Raw genomic sequence first — 16,367 nt, forward strand, 5'->3', positions numbered from 1 at the left:
CCCATGCGACTGACCCTCAAGACCGTGCCAGCGCGGCAAGGCGCGGTGTGGATGCGGCAAGGCCTGGTCGAGTGCCTGCGCTTTCCGGTGCGCTACCTGACGCTGTTCCTGTGCTTCATGTTCGTCGCCGCACTGGTCATGGCCCTGCCGCTGGTCGGCATCGTCATGGTGGTGGCGGCCATCCCGCTGGTGAGCCTGGCCTTCATGATGGCCACCGTGGGCAGCCTGCGTGGCCAGCCGCCCTCGCCCGTGGTGTTCATCGCGCCGTGGCAACAGCTGCCCGCGCCACGGCGGCGCACCTTGGTCACGCTGTGCCTGGCCTATGCACTGGCCATGCTGGGCAGCCTGGCACTGTGCGGGCTGATCGACCATGGCGGGCTGCAGGCGCTGGTCGTCGCCATGACCAGCGGTGCCGATGCGGACACGCTGGAGAAACTGGCGCAGGCGCCCGGCGTCAGCACCGGCATCCTGGCGCGGGTGCTGATCATCAGCCTGCTGAGCGTGCCGTTCTGGCATGCGCCCGGCCTGGTGGTCTGGGGCGAACAAGGCCTCGCACAGTCGCTGTTCTCCAGCACGTTGGCGATGTGGCGCAACAAGGGCGCCTTCCTGGTCTACCTGGCCAGCTACCTGGCGCTGACTTTGGCCGTGACCCTGCTCGGCGGCCCGCTGACGGTGCTGCTCGGCAACTTCGCCGGCCTGCTGCTGATGCCGCTGTCGCTGCTGCTGACCACGGCGTTTTACGTGTCCCTGTTCTTCACCTTCCGCGACAGCTTCGGTTATGACACGGCTTCCGGCGACAAGGACGAGCTCTCAGGTCCCTGAACCCGAGGCAGCCGCGGGCGCCGTGATGCGTGGGTCGATCCGCAGTTGCACCTCGCCGGACAGCCGGGCCATCTCGAAGTCGCGCTCCATCGCCACCAGCGCGTCGCCATCTTCGGCCAGCGTGGCCTGCAGGCCCACGGCCCGGTCGCGGCCCATGGACTTGGCGGTGTAGAGCGCCATGTCGACCAGGTTGACCGCCCGGTCCCAGTCGAGGTTGACCTCGTGCTGCGGCAGCGGGAAGCAGGCGTAGCCCAACGAGGTCGTGACGGTCAGGTCGCGGCCGTCTTCCAGCCGCACCGGCTGGTCACCCACGGCATGCAGCATGCGCCGCGCCAGCGCGGTCAGGCCCTCGTCGCGCAGGCCGGGCGCGTAGACCAGGAATTCCTCGCCGCCCCAGCGGCAGACCAGGTCGTTCAGCCGCACCGAGCTGCCCAGCCGGTGTGCGATCTCGATCAGCACCGTGTCGCCGGCCTGGTGGCCGAAGTCGTCGTTGACACGCTTGAAGTGGTCGATGTCCAGCAGCAGCAGCGCGCCACGGAAGCCGCCATCGTTCCCCAAGGTGGCCAGCACCTCGCGGAAGTGGCGCCGGTTGGCCAGGCCGGTCAGCGGGTCGCGTTCACTCTGCACCTTCAGCAAGGCCTCGCTGCGGCGCAGTTGCTGGTTGGCGTCGCGCGCCCGCTTGAGCAGCAGCACCGCCACGCCGGCGGCCAGCAGCAGCAGCGCCGCTGCCAACAGCCAGACCCGCTCCAGCAGCGCCTGCGTCTGCAGCCGGGAGGCGCGCAGCGCGTTTTCCCGGCCCAGCAGGTCCAGTTCACGCCTCTCGGCCTCGCTGCGGTAGCGCTCGCGCTGCTGGGCCAGCGCGGCTTCGCGGTTGCCCTTGTTGATGTCGGCCCGCAGGGCCTGCTCGCGGTGATAGAGCTCCAGCGCCGCGTGGGTGTCGCCCAGCGCGGCCAGCGCGTCGGAGTCTTCGCGCAGCGCGCTTTCCATCGCCGCCTTGGCACCCGTGTCCGACCACATTGCCAACGCGTCTTCCAGGTCCGAGCGGCCTTGCGCCACCTGGCCCAGTTGCAGCCTGGCCAGGCCGCCGTTGTGCAGCAGCGTGGGCTGGCCACGCAACTCGTTGTGGCGCTTCATCACCGGGTAGGCACGCTCGACCGCAGCCAGCGCCTCGCGCGCCCGGCCAGCACGGCGCAGCAGGTCGCTGAGGCTGGCCAGCACCTGCGAATCCAGCCGGGGCGAGTTCAGCGGCTTGGCCAGCGCCAGCGCCTCCTGCATGGTGCGCAGGCCGCCGCGGTCGTCCCCCTGCATCAGCGCGAGCCTGGCCTCGTTGTAGCGCACCCGCACCAGCGCCAGCGCACTGTCGCTGCGCCGCGCAATCCTGTCGGCCTGGACCATGGTCCGGCGGGCTGCGTCCGCATCGCCCAGGGCCTGGCTGATCACCGCCTGGCCAGACAAGGTCCAGGCCTGCAGCAAGGCGTCGTCGGCCCTGGCGGCCAGGGCGTGGGCGCGCTGGGTCAGGCCCTGCGCCTCGATCAGTGCGCCCTGGGCTTCGGCCCGCAGCCACATCAGGCGCAGTGCCCGCCACCACGCGCGGTGCTCGCAATCGGCCGGCGGCAGGCGCACGCCGCAGGCCTGGGTGTAATACACGTCGGCCGAACGCGCCTGTTGCGCGCCCATCTCCGCATGGCCCAGCAAATCCTGCAGCAAGGCCTGGACCAGCGCCTGGTCGGCCTGGATCTGCGCGTTGTGACCATCGCTGTTCAGCAACTGCAGCGCGGCGACCGCAGCGCGCACCTCGGCCTCCAGCCCCGAGCGTGCAGCCACCAGGCCGCGCGTGCGCTGCAGCGCGCGCTGCCACGCGGCTTCCGGCACCCCCGCCGGGGCCGGTCCCTGGCCGGCGATCTCCGCCAGCACCTGCTCGGGCACGTCCTCGCCGCGCTGGACCCAGGCTTCCATCTGCTCGCCCATGCTGCGCATCGGGCCGATGTCGTCGGCCGCCAGCGCCTCGGGCACGGCTTGCGCGAGGCCGCAGTTCAGCGTGAAGGCCAGCGCAAGCAGCAGGTGATGCAGGGCCGATGGCTTCATTGCGTCTGCCCCACGCCTTCGGGCCCATGGAACTCGACCAGCGAGATCACGCCATCGCGCCAGGCGGCTTCCAGGTCCTTCATCCAGGCTTCCACCTTCTCCAGCGAATCGGCCGGCAGGCGGCGCACGCCGACCGCGCGGTTGCGGCCCTGGGTCTTGGCGATGTACATGGCCGAGTCGACCAGGTCGATGGCCACCGACCACGGCACTTCCAGCTGGTGCGGCTGCAGCGGGAAGCTGGCAAAGCCGATCGAGCCGGTGATGGCGATGTGGGACGTGCCGGCCAGCACCGGCAGCGACGCCAGCGCGGCCAGCAGGCGCTGGGCCAGCAATTCGGTCTGCTCGGCCTGGCCGGCAGGCACCAGGATCATGAATTCCTCGCCACCCCAGCGCACCACCAGGTCTTCCTCGCGCACCACTGCCTTCAGCCGGCGCGCCACCTCGATCAGCACCGCGTCGCCCGCGGCATGGCCGAAGTGGTCGTTGATGCGCTTGAAGTGGTCCAGGTCCAGCAGGTAGAGCGTGCCGCGCGCATCGTTGGCGCGGTCGCCCTGCGCGGCCAGGCGCCGCAGGTGGCGGCGGTTGGCCAGGCCCGTCAGCGGGTCCTGCTCGGTCTGCACCTTCAGCCGTTCGTTGTTGCTGGACAGTGCGCGCTGCGTGGCCCGGGTGCGCAGGTAGACCAGCAGCAGCAGCAGCACCGCCATGCCGCAGACCGCCGTGACCAGCGCCCATTCCCGGAAGCGCAGCTCGCTCTGGCGCAGGGCCTCCTGCATCAGCTGGTTGTCGTCGGTCAGCAGCTCGCGCTCGTGGCGGCGGCGCCCGGCGTCGAAGCTTTCCTGCAACTCGACGAGTGCGCGCTGCTGGTCGCGCTGGAAGGCTTCCTGGGCCCGCTCCCGGTGCTGGCGGAAGGCGATCAGCGCCTCGCTGTGGTAACCCGCGGCCTCCAGGTAGGTGCCCAGGTCGTCCAGGGTCTCGGCCAGCGAAACGATCTCGTCGCTGCGCTGGTACTGCGACAGCGCTTCCTCGACCAGCGGCAGGCCTTCATCCTTGCGCCGCATCGCGATCAGCGCCAACCCGCTGTTGAGCTGGGCCAGCTGCTCGGCCTGCGAGAAGTGCATCGCGCGTGCCAGCGGCAAGGCCTGCTGGGCGGTGGCGTAGGCGGTCTTGTAGTCGCCCTGGCGCAGGTAGTAGTCGGAGATGTTGCCCAGGCCCAGCGCCTCGTCGCGCCTCGCCCCTGCGGTGCGGGCGTAGGCGTTGGCCTGCTTCAGGGCTTGCAGCGATTCGGCATTCCTGCCCTGGTCCGCCAGCAGCATGCCTTCGACCGACAGCACCTCGTTCAGCGACATCCAGTCATTGCCGGCAATCGCACGCTGCTTGGCGTCTTCGTTGATCTGCCAGGCACGCTCCTGCTGGCCGGCGCGGAACAAGGTGTAGGCCAGCCCGTTCAGCAGCGAACTGGCACGCCACCGCGCCGAGCGCTCGCTCAGGTGGATCGCGTCCTGGTAGAGCCGCACCGCTTCGTCGAAACGGCCCAGTTCCTCCTTGATGCCGGCATGGGTGGTCAGGCAGGCGATGCGCAGCAGCACGGGGGAGCCGGCGTCCAGGCCGCGCTCGGCCTCGTCCAGCAAGGCATCGGCGCGGGCCAGCGGGCCGGTGTTGCGCAGCAGGCCCGCGCGCAGGCGGTCGGCGGTCACCGCGGCGTCGCGCTGCAGGCGGTCGTTGCCATCGCGGCCAATCTGTTCGACACGGGCGATGACGGCATTCGTCGGGTCGACCTGCTCCATGTCCACATACAGCACGCCCAGCGCCAGCAGCCCGTCCAGCAGGTAGGCCGGCGGCAGGTCGGGCTTGGCCAGAAGGCGCTCCAGTTCGATCGCAGCCTGGTCCGGCCGCGCCCTGCCCTGGTATTGCAGCCGCTCCAGCGGCTCGTCCGGGTAGAGCGGCCGGTCGTCAGGCGGGGCACCGGCCCCCGCCGCCGACCCGAACCCGATCGCCAGCATCAGCATGACGAGCCAACCGCAAACAGCACGGACGAGGCGAGACATCATCGGATCAGGTTCTGGCCGGCATTCTGGAAGCTCAATCCACCGGTGTCAGCTTGGCGACCGACAGCGCCAGCCACTTCGGGCCATGGCGGCCGAAATTGACCTGGGCGCGGGCGTCTTCGCCCTTGCCTTCCAGCGTGACGATCACGCCCTCGCCGAACTTGGTGTGGAATACGCCCTGGCCGACCCGCAGGCCATGGCCGGCCGCCTTGGCCGCGCTGGCCTGCATGCTGGCCGGCACCGGTGGCATGGCCGGCGCGGCGGGTGGGCTCCAGCCCGAGGACCGACCGGCGCCGACGACGGAATTGAGTCCGCTGCCGCGCTGCCAGGCGGCCTGGTAGTCGCGTGCAAAACCGGAGCCGAAGCCCTGGTTGCGCGGTGTGAGCCACTTCAGCGAGGCCTCGGGCAGCTCGTCGAAGAAGCGGCTCTTGACGTGGTACTTGGTCTGGCCGTGCAGCATGCGGGTCTGGCTGAAGCTGAGGTACAGCCGCTGGCGGGCGCGGGTGATGGCCACATACATCAGCCGCCGCTCCTCCTCCAGCCCATCCGCGTCGGACATTGCGTTTTCATGCGGGAACAGGCCTTCTTCGAGACCGGTGATGAACACCGCGTCGAACTCCAGGCCCTTGGCCGAATGCACCGTCATCAGCTGCACGGCGTCCTGCCCGGCCTGGGCCTGGTTGTCGCCGGCTTCCAGCGCGGCGTGCGTCAGGAAGGCGGCCAGCGGGCTCATGATCTCGCCGGTCTCGGCATCGGGCGTCATGTCCACCGCAGCCACCGCGTTGGGCAGGCCGGCGGCGCTGCCGTCCGAGATCTGGCCCGGGCCGTGTTCGTCCACCGGCAGCGCAATCGCATCCTTGCCAAAACCTTCCTGCGTGACAAAGGCCTCAGCCGCGGTCACCAGTTCCTCCAGGTTCTCGATGCGGTCGGCGCCTTCCTTCTCGGTGCGGTAGAAGTCGATCAGCCCCGATCGCTCCAGCATGTGCTCGATGATCTCGCGCAGCGTCAGGCCGTGCGTCTCGTTGCGCATCGAATCGACCAGCGCGTTGAACGCCACCAGGTTCGCGCCGCCCTTGCCACCGACAGCGCCCACGCTCTGCCACAGGCTGCGGCCGCTTTGGCGCGCAGCGTCCTGCAGCTGCTCCAGCGTGCGCGCGCCAATGCCGCGCGTGGGGAAGTTGACGACGCGCAGGTAGCTGGTGTCGTCGTTGCAGTTCTCGATCAGCCGCAGGTAGGCCAGCGCATGCTTGACTTCGGCGCGCTCAAAGAAGCGCAGGCCGCCGTACACGCGGTACGGAATGCTGGCATTGAACAGCGCCGACTCGATGACCCGCGACTGCGCATTGCTGCGGTACAGGATGGCCATCTCGCGGCGGTGCATGCCTGCGCGGTGCAGCTGCTGAAGCTCTTCGAGGATCCACTGCGCCTCGTTGAAGTCGCTGGCCGATTCCTGCACCCGCACCGGCTCGCCCGGGCCGGCCTCGGTGCGCAGGTTCTTGCCCAGTCGCCGGCTGTTGTGGCCGATCAGGTGGTTGGCGGCGTCCAGGATGTTGCCGAAGCTGCGGTAGTTGCGCTCCAGCTTGATGACGTGCTGCACGCGGAATTCGCGTTCGAAGTCGGCCATGTTGCCGACCTGCGCGCCGCGGAAGGCGTAGATGCTCTGGTCGTCGTCGCCCACGGCCATCACCGCCGTCTGCGGTCCGGCAAACATCTTCAGCCAGGCGTACTGCAGCTTGTTCGTGTCCTGGAATTCGTCGACCAGGATGTGGCGGAAGCGGCGCTGGTAGTGCTCGCGCAGCAGCGGATCGTCGCGCATCAGCTCGTAGGTGCGCAGCATCAGCTCGGCAAAGTCGACCACGCCTTCGCGCTCGCACTGGTCCTGGTAGGCCTGGTAGATCTCGACCATCTTCTGGCTCTGGCCGTCATGCACCACCACGTCGCCCGGCCGCAGCCCGTCTTCCTTGCTGCCGGCAATGAACCAGTGGACCTGCTTGGGTACAAAGCGCTCTTCGTCCAGGTTCAAACCCTTGATGACGCGCTTGACCGCGCTGAGCGTGTCGCCGTTGTCGAGGATCTGGAAGCTCTGCGGCAGGCGGGCCTGCTTCCAGTGGGCGCGCAGGAAGCGGTTGCACAGCCCGTGGAAGGTGCCGATCCACATGCCACGCACGTTGACCGGCAGCATCGCGCCCAGGCGCGTCAGCATTTCCTTCGAGGCCTTGTTGGTGAAGGTCACGGCCATCACGCCGCCAGGCGAGATCTGGCCGGTCTGCAGCAGCCAGGCGATGCGCGTGGTCAGCACCCGGGTCTTGCCCGAGCCGGCGCCGGCCAGGATCAGCGAGGCCTGCGGCGGCAGCGTCACCGCGGCGTATTGCTCCGGGTTCAGGCCGCGCAGCAGCGGAGTGTCGCCCGGCAGCGCCATGGCCGGCGGCAGGCCGGGCGGGAAATCGGAGGGATCCTGAACGTGCATTTCGTTCATTTTAGGGATGCCTGGCGACCTGGCTGGAAAGTGTGCGCGACGGGAAAGCCCTGCTTGTGGCAGGTGCCACACCGCATGCAGTGCTGTTTTGTATGCAAACGCGTAAACTCAACCACCGGGCCCAAACTCTGGCGCCCGGTGCTGGTAGACCGCCACCGCCCCTTGCAGGGCGGCCTCGCGCGGTACCCGCCGGGTCCAGGTCAAGCGCTCGCAGCCCATGTCGGCACACTGCCTTCAACGCGCCGACACCCCTGGAGCTCCGAGAACAATGGACATCTTCGACTACGACAACGTGCTGCTCTTGCCCCGCAAGTGCCGGGTGGACAGCCGCGCCCAGTGCGACACCGGCGTGGAATTCGGCGGCCGCCGCTTCAAGCTGCCGGTGGTGCCGGCCAACATGAAGACGGTGGTGGACGAGCCCATCACCGAGTGGCTGGCGGCCAACGGCTACTTCTACGTGATGCACCGCTTCGACCTGGACAACGTCGCCTATGCGCGCCACATGCGCGAGCGCGGCCTGTTCGTCTCGATCAGCTCAGGCGTGAAGCCGGCCGACCGCGAGGTCATCGACCGGCTGGCCGCAGACGGCGTGGGCGCCGACTACATCACCATCGACATTGCCCATGGCCACGCCGAAAGCGTGCGCCAGATGATCGACTACATCAAGCAGAAGCTGCCGAACGCTTTTGTCATCGCCGGCAATGTCGGCACGCCCGAAGGCGTGATCGACCTGGAAAACTGGGGCGCGGACGCGACCAAGGTCGGCATCGGGCCCGGCAAGGTCTGCATCACGCGGCTGAAGACCGGCTTCGGCACCGGCGGCTGGCAGCTTTCGGCGCTGAAGTGGTGTGCCCGCGTGGCCACCAAGCCCATCATTGCCGATGGCGGCATCCGCCACCATGGCGACATTGCCAAGAGCGTGCGCTTCGGCGCCGCGATGGTGATGGTCGGCTCGCTGTTCGCCGGCCTGGAAGAGTCGCCGGGCGCCACAGTCGAGGTCGACGGCAGGCGCTACAAGGAGTACTACGGCTCGGCCAGCGACTTCAACAAGGGCGAGTACAAGCACGTCGAAGGCAAGCGCATCCTGGAGCCCGTCAAGGGCCACCTGGCCGACACGCTGCGCGAGATGCGCGAGGACCTGCAGAGCTCGATCAGCTACGCCGGCGGCGTGCAGCTGACCGACCTGAGGAAGGTCAACTACGTGATCCTGGGCGGCGAGAACGCAGGCGAGCACCTGCTGATGTGAGGCCCCCAAGCGGAGGATGCGTGTCCGCCGCTTGCTGCACTATCATGCCCCGCACGCCATCGACGAAGAGCGGTGGCGGCAAGCTTCGAGGGAGGGATCGCATGAGCAGCATCGACAGGAACAATCCTTTTGCGCCGCCGGAAGCGGTGGTGGCGGACATGGCCGAAGTCACCGGCGCCGGTGAACTGGCCGGTCGCTGGTCCAGGTTGGGGGCCGCGCTCCTCGATGGCGCCATTTCCGGTGCCCTGACCTACGGCGCATCCAAGGCCATCGGCGTGGCCTGGCTCTCGGAGGACACCTCGCTCACGCGGCTGTTCCCGCTCTACGTGGCCAGCTTCGTGCTGTTCACGCTGGTCCAGGGCTGGTTCCTGCACACCCGCAGCCAGACCATCGGCAAGATCGCGCTGGGCATCCGGATCAAGCGCAGCGACGGCACACCTGCCATGCTCGGCCGCACGCTGGGTCTGCGCATTGGCGTGATGTGGCTGGTTGCGATGATTCCGGTGGTTGGCCCCCTGGTGAGCCTTGCAGACTCCTTGTTCATCTTCGGCAAGTCGCGCCGCTGCCTGCACGACTTCATCGCCGACACCATCGTCGTCAAGGCCTGAGCGCGTGCCTGCCGCCCCCGTGCTGCTGGACACGCTGCACCACGTCGAAACGCCCGAGGGCATCACGCTGGCGCTGCGGCCGGCGGGGCTGCCGGCGCGTGGCCAGGCCTATGTCATCGACCTGCTGATCCGCATGGTGGTGATGGGCACGCTGGCGGCCCTGCTGGCCGCGCTGAAAGGTTTCGGCACCGGGCTGTGGCTGGCCGCCGCTTTCCTGATGGAGTGGTTCTACCCGGTGCTGTTCGAGCTGATGCCGGGCGCCGCCACGCCGGGCAAGCGCATCGTCGGCCTGCAGGTGCTGATGGACAGCGGGCTGCCGGTCACCGCGGGTGCGTCGGTGCTGCGCAACCTGCTGCGGGCGGTCGATTTCCTGCCGATGGCCTACTTCGCGGGCTGCATTTCGATGCTGCTGCGGCGCGATTTCCGCCGCCTGGGCGACCTGGTGGCCGGCACGCTGGTGGTCTATGCACCTGCCGCACTGAACACCCATGCGACCGTGGCCGGGCCGGCGCTGCCGCCCGCCCGGCCGCTGACGGTGGCGCAACAGGCCGCCGTGCTGCACCTGGCCGAGCGCCAACATCGTTTGACGCCGCAGCGCCTCGATGAACTGGCGCAACGCCTGGCGCCGTGGCTGCCGCTGGACCCGCACCCGGCGCAGGCGATGTCGGTCGGTGAACGCCTGCTGGCGCTGTCGCGCTGGTTGATGGGTCAGCGCGAAGCTGCGGCGAGCCCGCACGAAGCGGTCAAGGCCAGCCCGCCAGTGGCTGACCTGCGGGCCGGCATGCGATGACCCCTTTCGACTTCGAGCAGGCCCACCAGGCCGACTGGCGCGCGCTGGAGCAGCAGTTGCAGGCGGCGCAGCGCGGCCGCCGCAAGCCCAAGCGCGGCGCGTTCACCACCGGGATCGAAAGCTTCGACGCCGCACGGCTGGCGATGCTGTACCGCCGCAGCTGCGAGCACCTGGCGCTGGCGCGCAGCCGCAGCTACCCGATCGGCCGCATCCAGATGTTGGAGTCGCTGACCCAACGTGCGCACCAGCTGATCTACCGCCCCAGCGGCGGCGGCTGGGGCGCGCTGCGCAGCATGCTGCGCGACGCCGTGCCGGCAGCGGTGCGCCGCCACCGCCGCCACCTGCTGCTGGCCACGCTGGCCTTTGCGCTGCCGCTGCTGGCCATGCTGGCCGCCACGCGCTGGATGCCCGAACTGGTGCTGACGGTGATGGACGCCAGCCAGACCCAGCAGTACGAGCAGATGTACGCGCCCGATGCCCAGCACGTGGGCCGGCTGCGCAGCGCGGGGGACGACGTGACCATGTTCGGCTTCTACATCGGCCACAACATCGGCATCGCGTTCAAGTGTTTCGCCAGCGGGCTGCTGCTGGGCCTGGGCAGCCTGTTCTACCTGCTGAGCAACGGCGCGCAGATCGGCGCGGTGGCTGGCTACGTCACCGCCATCGGCCACGGCGGGCAGTTCTGGCCCTTCGTCGCCACGCATTCGTCTTTCGAGCTGACGGCCATCGTGATCTCTGGCGCGGCCGGGCTGCGGCTGGGCCAGGCCGCGCTGATGCCAGGCCGGCTGCCACGCGGCGCGGCGCTGGCCCAGGCCGGGCGCGACACCTTGCCGCTGGTGGCGGCCGCCATCGTGCTGCTGCTGCTGGCCGCAGCCACCGAGGCCTTCTGGTCCAGCGCGGCCTGGGTGCAGCCCGGTGTGAAGTACACCGCCGCCGCGCTGTGCTGGCCGTTGGTGATGGCCTACCTCGCCGGCCGTTTCGGCGCCCGGCCGATGCAGGACGCGCATGCAGACTGAGCAGCTGCAACTGGCGCTGCGCCCGCGGCCGGCCATGGAAGCGCTGGACCTGGGCCTGCGCCTGGCGCAGCAGCAGGCGCACCTGCTGCTGCGGCTTTACGCGCCGGTGGCCGCGGTCATGGGTGGGCTGTGCCTGCTCGGGCTGCTGGTCTCGCCCTGGCTGCCCGGCCTGTTGCTGCTGCTGGTCCAGCCCTGGCTGGACCGGGTGCTGCTGCAGGTCTTCTCGCGCGCGGTCTTTGGGCAACCCTGCAAGATGTCCGACGTGCTGAACGGCCCGCTGCTGTTTCGCCCTTCGCTGCTGCCGGGCCTGCTGGTGGCGGCTTTTTCGCCCTGGCGCGCGTTCACGCAGCCGGTCGCGCAGCTCGAAGGCTTGAAGGGCGACGCCGCGCGCCAGCGCCGCAAGCGCCTGCTGAACGGCCAGCACGGCCAGGCGATCATGGCGCAGCTGAGCTGGGGCGTGCTGAGCTACTGGCTGCTGTTCGGCCTGCTGTGGCTGCTGTTCTCGCTGAACCCGTTCAGCGGCAGCGACAACCCGATGCTGCGGCTGGGCCGGGACAGCGCCGAGCCGTTCATCGCGGTGCTGCAGGTACTGGTGTCGTTGCTGCTGGAGGCGCCGTTTGTCGCCGGCGGCTTCATGATGTACCTCAATCGCCGGGTCGAGCTGGAGTCCTGGGACGTGGAACAGGAGCTGCGCCATGCGTTTGCGCATTGAGGCCGTCGGCCTCGCCGGCCTGCTGGCCTGCGGCGGCCTTCAGGCGCAGCCGGCACCGCCCTCGCCCGCGGCCTCCGCGCCCACCGTCACGCTGGCCGCAGTGCGCGCTGCCACCGAGGCGATGCACCGCGACCCGCTGCTGCATGCCGAAGAGACCCGGCGCACGCTGAAGCTGGACTGGGACTACAAGTCCAGGAAGCGCGAGAAATCCTCGCCTGCACCAGACTGGCTGATCGCACTGGCCGAATGGCTGGCAGGCGCCGGCCGCCTGCTCGCGTGGGCGGGCGGGCTGCTGCTGGTGGCGCTGGCCTGCGTGCTCGGCTGGCGCCTGTGGCAACGCAGCATGCCGACGCTGGCCGCGGTGCCGGTGGCGCCGAGTCACGTCGGCAGCCTGGACATCCGCCCCGAGAGCCTGCCCGAACCGCTGGGCCAGGCTGCGGCCGCGCTGTGGCGCCGGGACGACGCGCGGGCCGCACTGGCCCTGCTCTACCGCGGCGCGCTGTCGCGCCTGGTGCACCGGCACGGCGTGGCCATCGTCGCAGCCAGCACCGAAGCCGAGTGCCTGGCGCTGGCCTCGGAGCGGTTGTCGCCCACCGCCAGCGAGGCCTTGCGGCAGCTGATCGACGCGTGGCTGCAGATCGGCTACGCGCACCGGCGGCCGGACGAGGCCCGCGTGCTGGACCTCTGCGCCCGTTTCGACGCCCTGTTCGGCACGGGGGTTGCAGCCCAGCCCGCTGGCGGCGCGCTGCGGGCGGCCACGGCATGAGTTCGGTGCTGCGCCGGAGCCTGCCGTGGCTGCTGCTGCTTGCCATGCTGCTGGGTGGCGGCGCGCTGCTGGTGCGCTACACCAAGTGGGAAGAAAAACGCGTGCCCTTGCCGCCGCAAGGCGAAGCAGAGACCGACCGCCACTACCAGCTGCGCCACTGGTTGGCGAAGCAAGGCGTGACGCTGCAGACGCCGAGCGAACTCGGCACGCTGCCGCCGGTGACTGACACGCTGGTCATCACCTCGCCGCTGTGGGATGTGCGCCAGGCGCGCGAGCAGGACCTGAAGCGCTGGGTCGAGGCAGGCGGCCACCTGGTGCTGTTCCCCAACACCGACGAGGCGATGCTGAAGCTCAACCCGCTGGGCATTGAAGAGACCAGCGAATGGCAGCTGCACCGGGAACAACGCAAGGCCGAGGCCAGGGCGCGCGCCGCCGCATCGGGCCACGCCGCGCCGCCGGAAAAGTCGGACGAAGACGAGGACGATGAAGACGACGACGAGGAGGAAGGCACTGCCCCTGCCACGCCCGCCTCCGGCCCCGCACCGCCGCACGTTCCACCGCCACCGAAATGCGACTGGACGGCCAAGGACGCCGGCGCGCAGATTTTTTTTGCGGAGCTGCCGATCTATCAGCTCTGCCGCTCGCCCAGCACCGTTTTCAAGAGCCGCGACCTGCCCGCCTGGGGCGTTCGTGACGACCTGGGCTGGCGCGCGCTGCGCCTGCCCCTGGGCCGCGGGGAGCTGACGCTGTCCGCCTGGTACCCCAACCTGGACAACCCGGACCTGATGAAGCACGACCACGCGCCGCTGCTGGCCGCGATGCTGAAGCTGCGGCCGGGCCGCCAGGTCTGGCTGATGGGTTCGGCCAGCCTGCCGGCGCTGCCAAGCTGGCTCTGGCAGGAAGCCGCACCGGTGCTGCTGCTGGCACTGGCGGCGCTGGTGCTGGCGCTGTGGCACGCGCTGCCGCGCTTTGGTCCGCTGCGCCGGCCGCCGCCGGACCGGCGCCGCTCGCTGGCCGAGCAGGTGCGCGGCAGCGCCAGCTTCCTGCTGCAACACCGCGCCGAGGCGCTGCACACCGCGCAATGCCGCGCGCTGGCCGAAGCCGCGCGCCAGCTCGCGCCAAGCGCGTCGGCCAGCACCGCGCCGCCCGACCCCGTCACGCTGGCGCTGGCCACCGGCCTGTCGGCTTCGGCCCTGGGCAAAGCCATCGCGCCCGCGCAACGCAACGCCCGCCGTCTGGCGCAAGACCTGATGCTGCTCGAAACCGCCCGCCGCCAGCTGATCAGGCTGGCGGCCAAGGGCCCCGTGACGCCAGTCCCTCTTCAAGACTCCCCGCAGAAAGCAAGCCCATGAGCCTGGACACCGAAACCCTGCAGCAGGCGCGTGCCGACCTGACGCTGCTGCACACCGAAGTCAGCAAGGCCCTGGTGGGCCAGGGCGCGGCCATCGAGCAGACGCTGATCGCGCTGCTGGCCTGCGGCCACGTGCTGCTGGAAGGCGTGCCCGGCCTGGGCAAGACGCTGCTGGCGCGCGCACTCGGCAAGGCCTTGTCGCTGGACTTCGCCCGCGTGCAGTTCACGCCCGACCTGATGCCTTCGGACATCACCGGCCAGGCCGTGCTGGACGAAGGCAAGCTGCGCCTGCGCCGTGGCCCGGTGTTCACCAACCTGCTGCTGGCCGACGAAATCAACCGTGCGCCGGCCAAGACCCAGAGCGCGCTGCTGGAGGTGATGCAGGAAGGCCAGGTCACCGTCGAAGGCAAAAGCCTGGCGCTGCCGCAGCCCTTCATGGTGCTGGCCACGCAAAACCCGGTCGACTCCGAAGGCACCTACCTGCTGCCCGAAGCCCAGCGCGACCGTTTCCTGCTCAAGATCGACATCGGCTACCCGAGCGCGATTGACGAGGTCGCGGTGCTGCGGCGCGCGACCCAGGACCAGGCCGGCGACGCGCTGCCGCTGCAGAACTTGCGGCCCTGCCTGACCCGCGAACGTGTGCACGCGCTGCAGGCGCTGGTGGTTGTCGTGGACGTGGACGACGCGGCGCTGGACTACGCCGTGCGCATCGTGCGCGGCACGCGCGACTTGCCGGGCCTGAGCATGGGCGCAGGTTCGCGCGGTGCGATCGCACTGGTGCGCATCGCCCGCGCCGCCGCGCTGCTGGCCGGCCGCGACCATGTCGTGCCGGACGACGTGAAGCGCCACGCGGTGGCCGCGCTGCGCCACCGCGTTCAGCTCTCGGCCGATGCGCAACTCGATGGCCTGCAAGTGGACGACCTGCTGGCTGAATGGCTGAACCGCGTCGAGGCGCCGCGCCGGTGAGCCTGCCGCCCTTACCCGCTGGTGGCACGCAGCCGCGGCTGCGCTGGCTGCCAAGCCAGCGCGCGCCCTGGGCCTGGCTGGCGCTGGCCGTCGCAGCAGCCCTGGCGCGCCTGGCCGGGCTGCAGGGCCACCAGGGCCTGGCACTGGCCGCAGGCGGTGTCGCCCTGCTGATGCTAGGCTGGATGGCGCTGGACGGCTGGCGAGCGCAGCGCGCGCTGCGCCTGCATCCGATCACGCTCAGCCGCCGCGTGCCGCGCGCGCTGGCGCTGGGTGTGGCGCAAACCGTGCAGCTGCGCCTGGGCCACCAGGGACCATTGAACTGGCAGGCGGAGGTGTTCGATGGCATCGACCCCGGCTTCGACGCCCACGGCCTGCCGGCCCGGCTGCCTTTGGCCGCCGGCAAGGTGCAGACGCTGGACTACCAGCTCATGCCGCGCCACCGCGGCGCCGCCACGCTGGGTCGCACCCAGTTGCGGCTGCGCTCGCCCGGCGGTTGGTGGACGCTGGCCTTCGAGCTGGGCGAGCCGGCGCCGCTGAAGGTCTTCCCGAATTTCGCCGCGCTGGCCCGCTATGCCTGGCTTGCCAGCGACCAGCGGCTGGCCGAGATCGGCGTGCGCAGCGCCGCCCGCCGCGGCCTGGGCAGCGACTTCCGCCAATTGGCGGACTACCAACCCGGTGACCCGGTGCGCCACATCGACTGGAAAGCCACCCAGCGCCGCGGCAAGCCGGTCGTGCGCCAGTACCAGGACGAACGCGACCAGCGCGTGGTCTTCCTGCTGGACTGTGGCCGCCGTCTGCGCGCCGACGACCGCACCGGCGCCCACCAGGCCCAGCACTTCGACCACGTGCTGAACGCGCTGGTGTTGACCGCCCACGTGGCGCTGAAGGCCGGTGACGAAGTCGGCCTGCTGACCTTCGCCCATGCACCTGGCCAGGCCCGACGCCTCGCGCCGCGCAAGGGCCAGGCCGCGCTGGATGGCCTGCTGGCCGCGCTGCACGACCTCGAACCCAGCACAGAACACCCCGACTACCAGGAAGCCGCCCGCGCGCTGATGCGCGCAATGCCGCGCCGCGCGCTGGTCGTGCTGCTGACCCACTTCCGCGACGAAGACGGCGGCGAACTCGCGCCCGCGCTGCGCCTGCTGCGCAGCCGCCACGTCACCGTGGTCGCCAACCTGCGCGAGCCGATGCTGGCCGAACTCGCCAGCCAGCCCCTCACCGGCCAACAAGCCGTCGCCGAAGTGGCGACTGCCCACGCTTTCGAACAAGCCCGCCGCGACGCGCTGCGCCGCCTGCCCGACCCGCAGGGCCTGAGCCTGGACGTGCCGCCGGCCGAACTCGCCGGCGCGCTGGTGAGCCGCTACTTGGCGGTCAAGCGCAAGCAGTTGCTGTAACGCGGCGGGCGGCACGTTTTGCGGTGGCTGCAACACGCCTGTCGCATTGCGCTGGCAGCATGCCAACTCCGCAGAGACTGCCCGGAATGC

Annotated in this window: 13 protein-coding genes; 10 read left to right on the top strand and 3 right to left on the bottom strand. The window is 70.1% G+C overall.

What is annotated here, in order from left to right:
- Positions 1–3: 3 nt before the first annotated feature.
- Positions 4–822, top strand: coding sequence for a BPSS1780 family membrane protein (locus ACAH41_RS15350; RefSeq protein ID WP_325652181.1), 819 nt, complete (start codon positions 4–6; stop codon positions 820–822).
- On the opposite strand, the gene ACAH41_RS15355 is transcribed toward ACAH41_RS15350, so the two are convergent.
- The 3 genes from ACAH41_RS15355 to ACAH41_RS15365 form a co-directional block, all read right to left on the bottom strand.
- Positions 811–2,907: a diguanylate cyclase domain-containing protein gene (locus ACAH41_RS15355; RefSeq protein ID WP_325652183.1), complete on the bottom strand. Its 2,097-nt coding sequence runs from the start codon at positions 2,905–2,907 to the stop codon at positions 811–813. The two genes, ACAH41_RS15350 and ACAH41_RS15355, sit on opposite strands and share 12 nt — an antisense overlap.
- Positions 2,904–4,913, bottom strand: coding sequence for a GGDEF domain-containing protein (locus tag ACAH41_RS15360; RefSeq protein WP_325652184.1), 2,010 nt, complete (start codon positions 4,911–4,913; stop codon positions 2,904–2,906). The genes ACAH41_RS15355 and ACAH41_RS15360 overlap by 4 nt, the downstream gene beginning before the upstream one ends.
- Before the next feature lie 73 nt (positions 4,914–4,986).
- The gene (locus tag ACAH41_RS15365) at positions 4,987–7,371 is read right to left on the bottom strand and encodes a UvrD-helicase domain-containing protein (protein WP_325652235.1); all 2,385 of its coding nucleotides are present in this window, start codon (positions 7,369–7,371) and stop codon (positions 4,987–4,989) included.
- Positions 7,372–7,696: 325 nt separating this feature from the next.
- Here ACAH41_RS15365 and ACAH41_RS15370 point away from each other — a divergent pair, with 325 nt between their 5' ends.
- The 9 genes from ACAH41_RS15370 (at position 7,697) to ACAH41_RS15410 (ending at position 16,277) form a co-directional block, all read left to right on the top strand.
- The gene (locus ACAH41_RS15370) at positions 7,697–8,674 is read left to right on the top strand and encodes a GMP reductase (RefSeq protein WP_325652186.1); all 978 of its coding nucleotides are present in this window, start codon (positions 7,697–7,699) and stop codon (positions 8,672–8,674) included.
- A 101-nt stretch (positions 8,675–8,775) separates the two neighbouring features.
- A complete protein-coding gene (locus ACAH41_RS15375) occupies positions 8,776–9,282 on the top strand; it encodes an RDD family protein (RefSeq protein ID WP_325652188.1) in 507 nt (168 codons plus the stop codon).
- Positions 9,283–9,286: 4 nt separating this feature from the next.
- Positions 9,287–10,072 (top strand): RDD family protein, encoded by a 786-nt coding sequence (locus ACAH41_RS15380; protein WP_325652190.1) that lies wholly within the window; start codon positions 9,287–9,289, stop codon positions 10,070–10,072.
- Positions 10,069–11,088, top strand: coding sequence for a stage II sporulation protein M (locus ACAH41_RS15385; RefSeq protein ID WP_325652192.1), 1,020 nt, complete (start codon positions 10,069–10,071; stop codon positions 11,086–11,088). Before ACAH41_RS15380 ends, ACAH41_RS15385 begins: the two co-directional genes overlap by 4 nt.
- A complete protein-coding gene (locus ACAH41_RS15390) occupies positions 11,078–11,800 on the top strand; it encodes a hypothetical protein (RefSeq protein WP_325652193.1) in 723 nt (240 codons plus the stop codon). Before ACAH41_RS15385 ends, ACAH41_RS15390 begins: the two co-directional genes overlap by 11 nt.
- Positions 11,784–12,566: a DUF4129 domain-containing protein gene (locus ACAH41_RS15395; protein WP_325652195.1), complete on the top strand. Its 783-nt coding sequence runs from the start codon at positions 11,784–11,786 to the stop codon at positions 12,564–12,566. The genes ACAH41_RS15390 and ACAH41_RS15395 overlap by 17 nt, the downstream gene beginning before the upstream one ends.
- On the top strand, positions 12,563–13,918 hold the full coding sequence (locus ACAH41_RS15400; RefSeq protein WP_325652196.1) for a DUF4350 domain-containing protein: 1,356 nt from the start codon (positions 12,563–12,565) through the stop codon (positions 13,916–13,918). Before ACAH41_RS15395 ends, ACAH41_RS15400 begins: the two co-directional genes overlap by 4 nt.
- Positions 13,915–14,883: a MoxR family ATPase gene (locus ACAH41_RS15405; protein WP_325652197.1), complete on the top strand. Its 969-nt coding sequence runs from the start codon at positions 13,915–13,917 to the stop codon at positions 14,881–14,883. The genes ACAH41_RS15400 and ACAH41_RS15405 overlap by 4 nt, the downstream gene beginning before the upstream one ends.
- Complete coding sequence (locus ACAH41_RS15410; RefSeq protein ID WP_325652198.1) at positions 14,850–16,277, top strand: DUF58 domain-containing protein; 1,428 nt, start codon at positions 14,850–14,852, stop codon at positions 16,275–16,277. Before ACAH41_RS15405 ends, ACAH41_RS15410 begins: the two co-directional genes overlap by 34 nt.
- Positions 16,278–16,367: the final 90 nt, after the last annotated feature.

Source organism: Ideonella sp. (assembly GCF_041287625.1).
In the GTDB taxonomy this organism is placed as follows: domain Bacteria; phylum Pseudomonadota; class Gammaproteobacteria; order Burkholderiales; family Burkholderiaceae_C; genus Ideonella.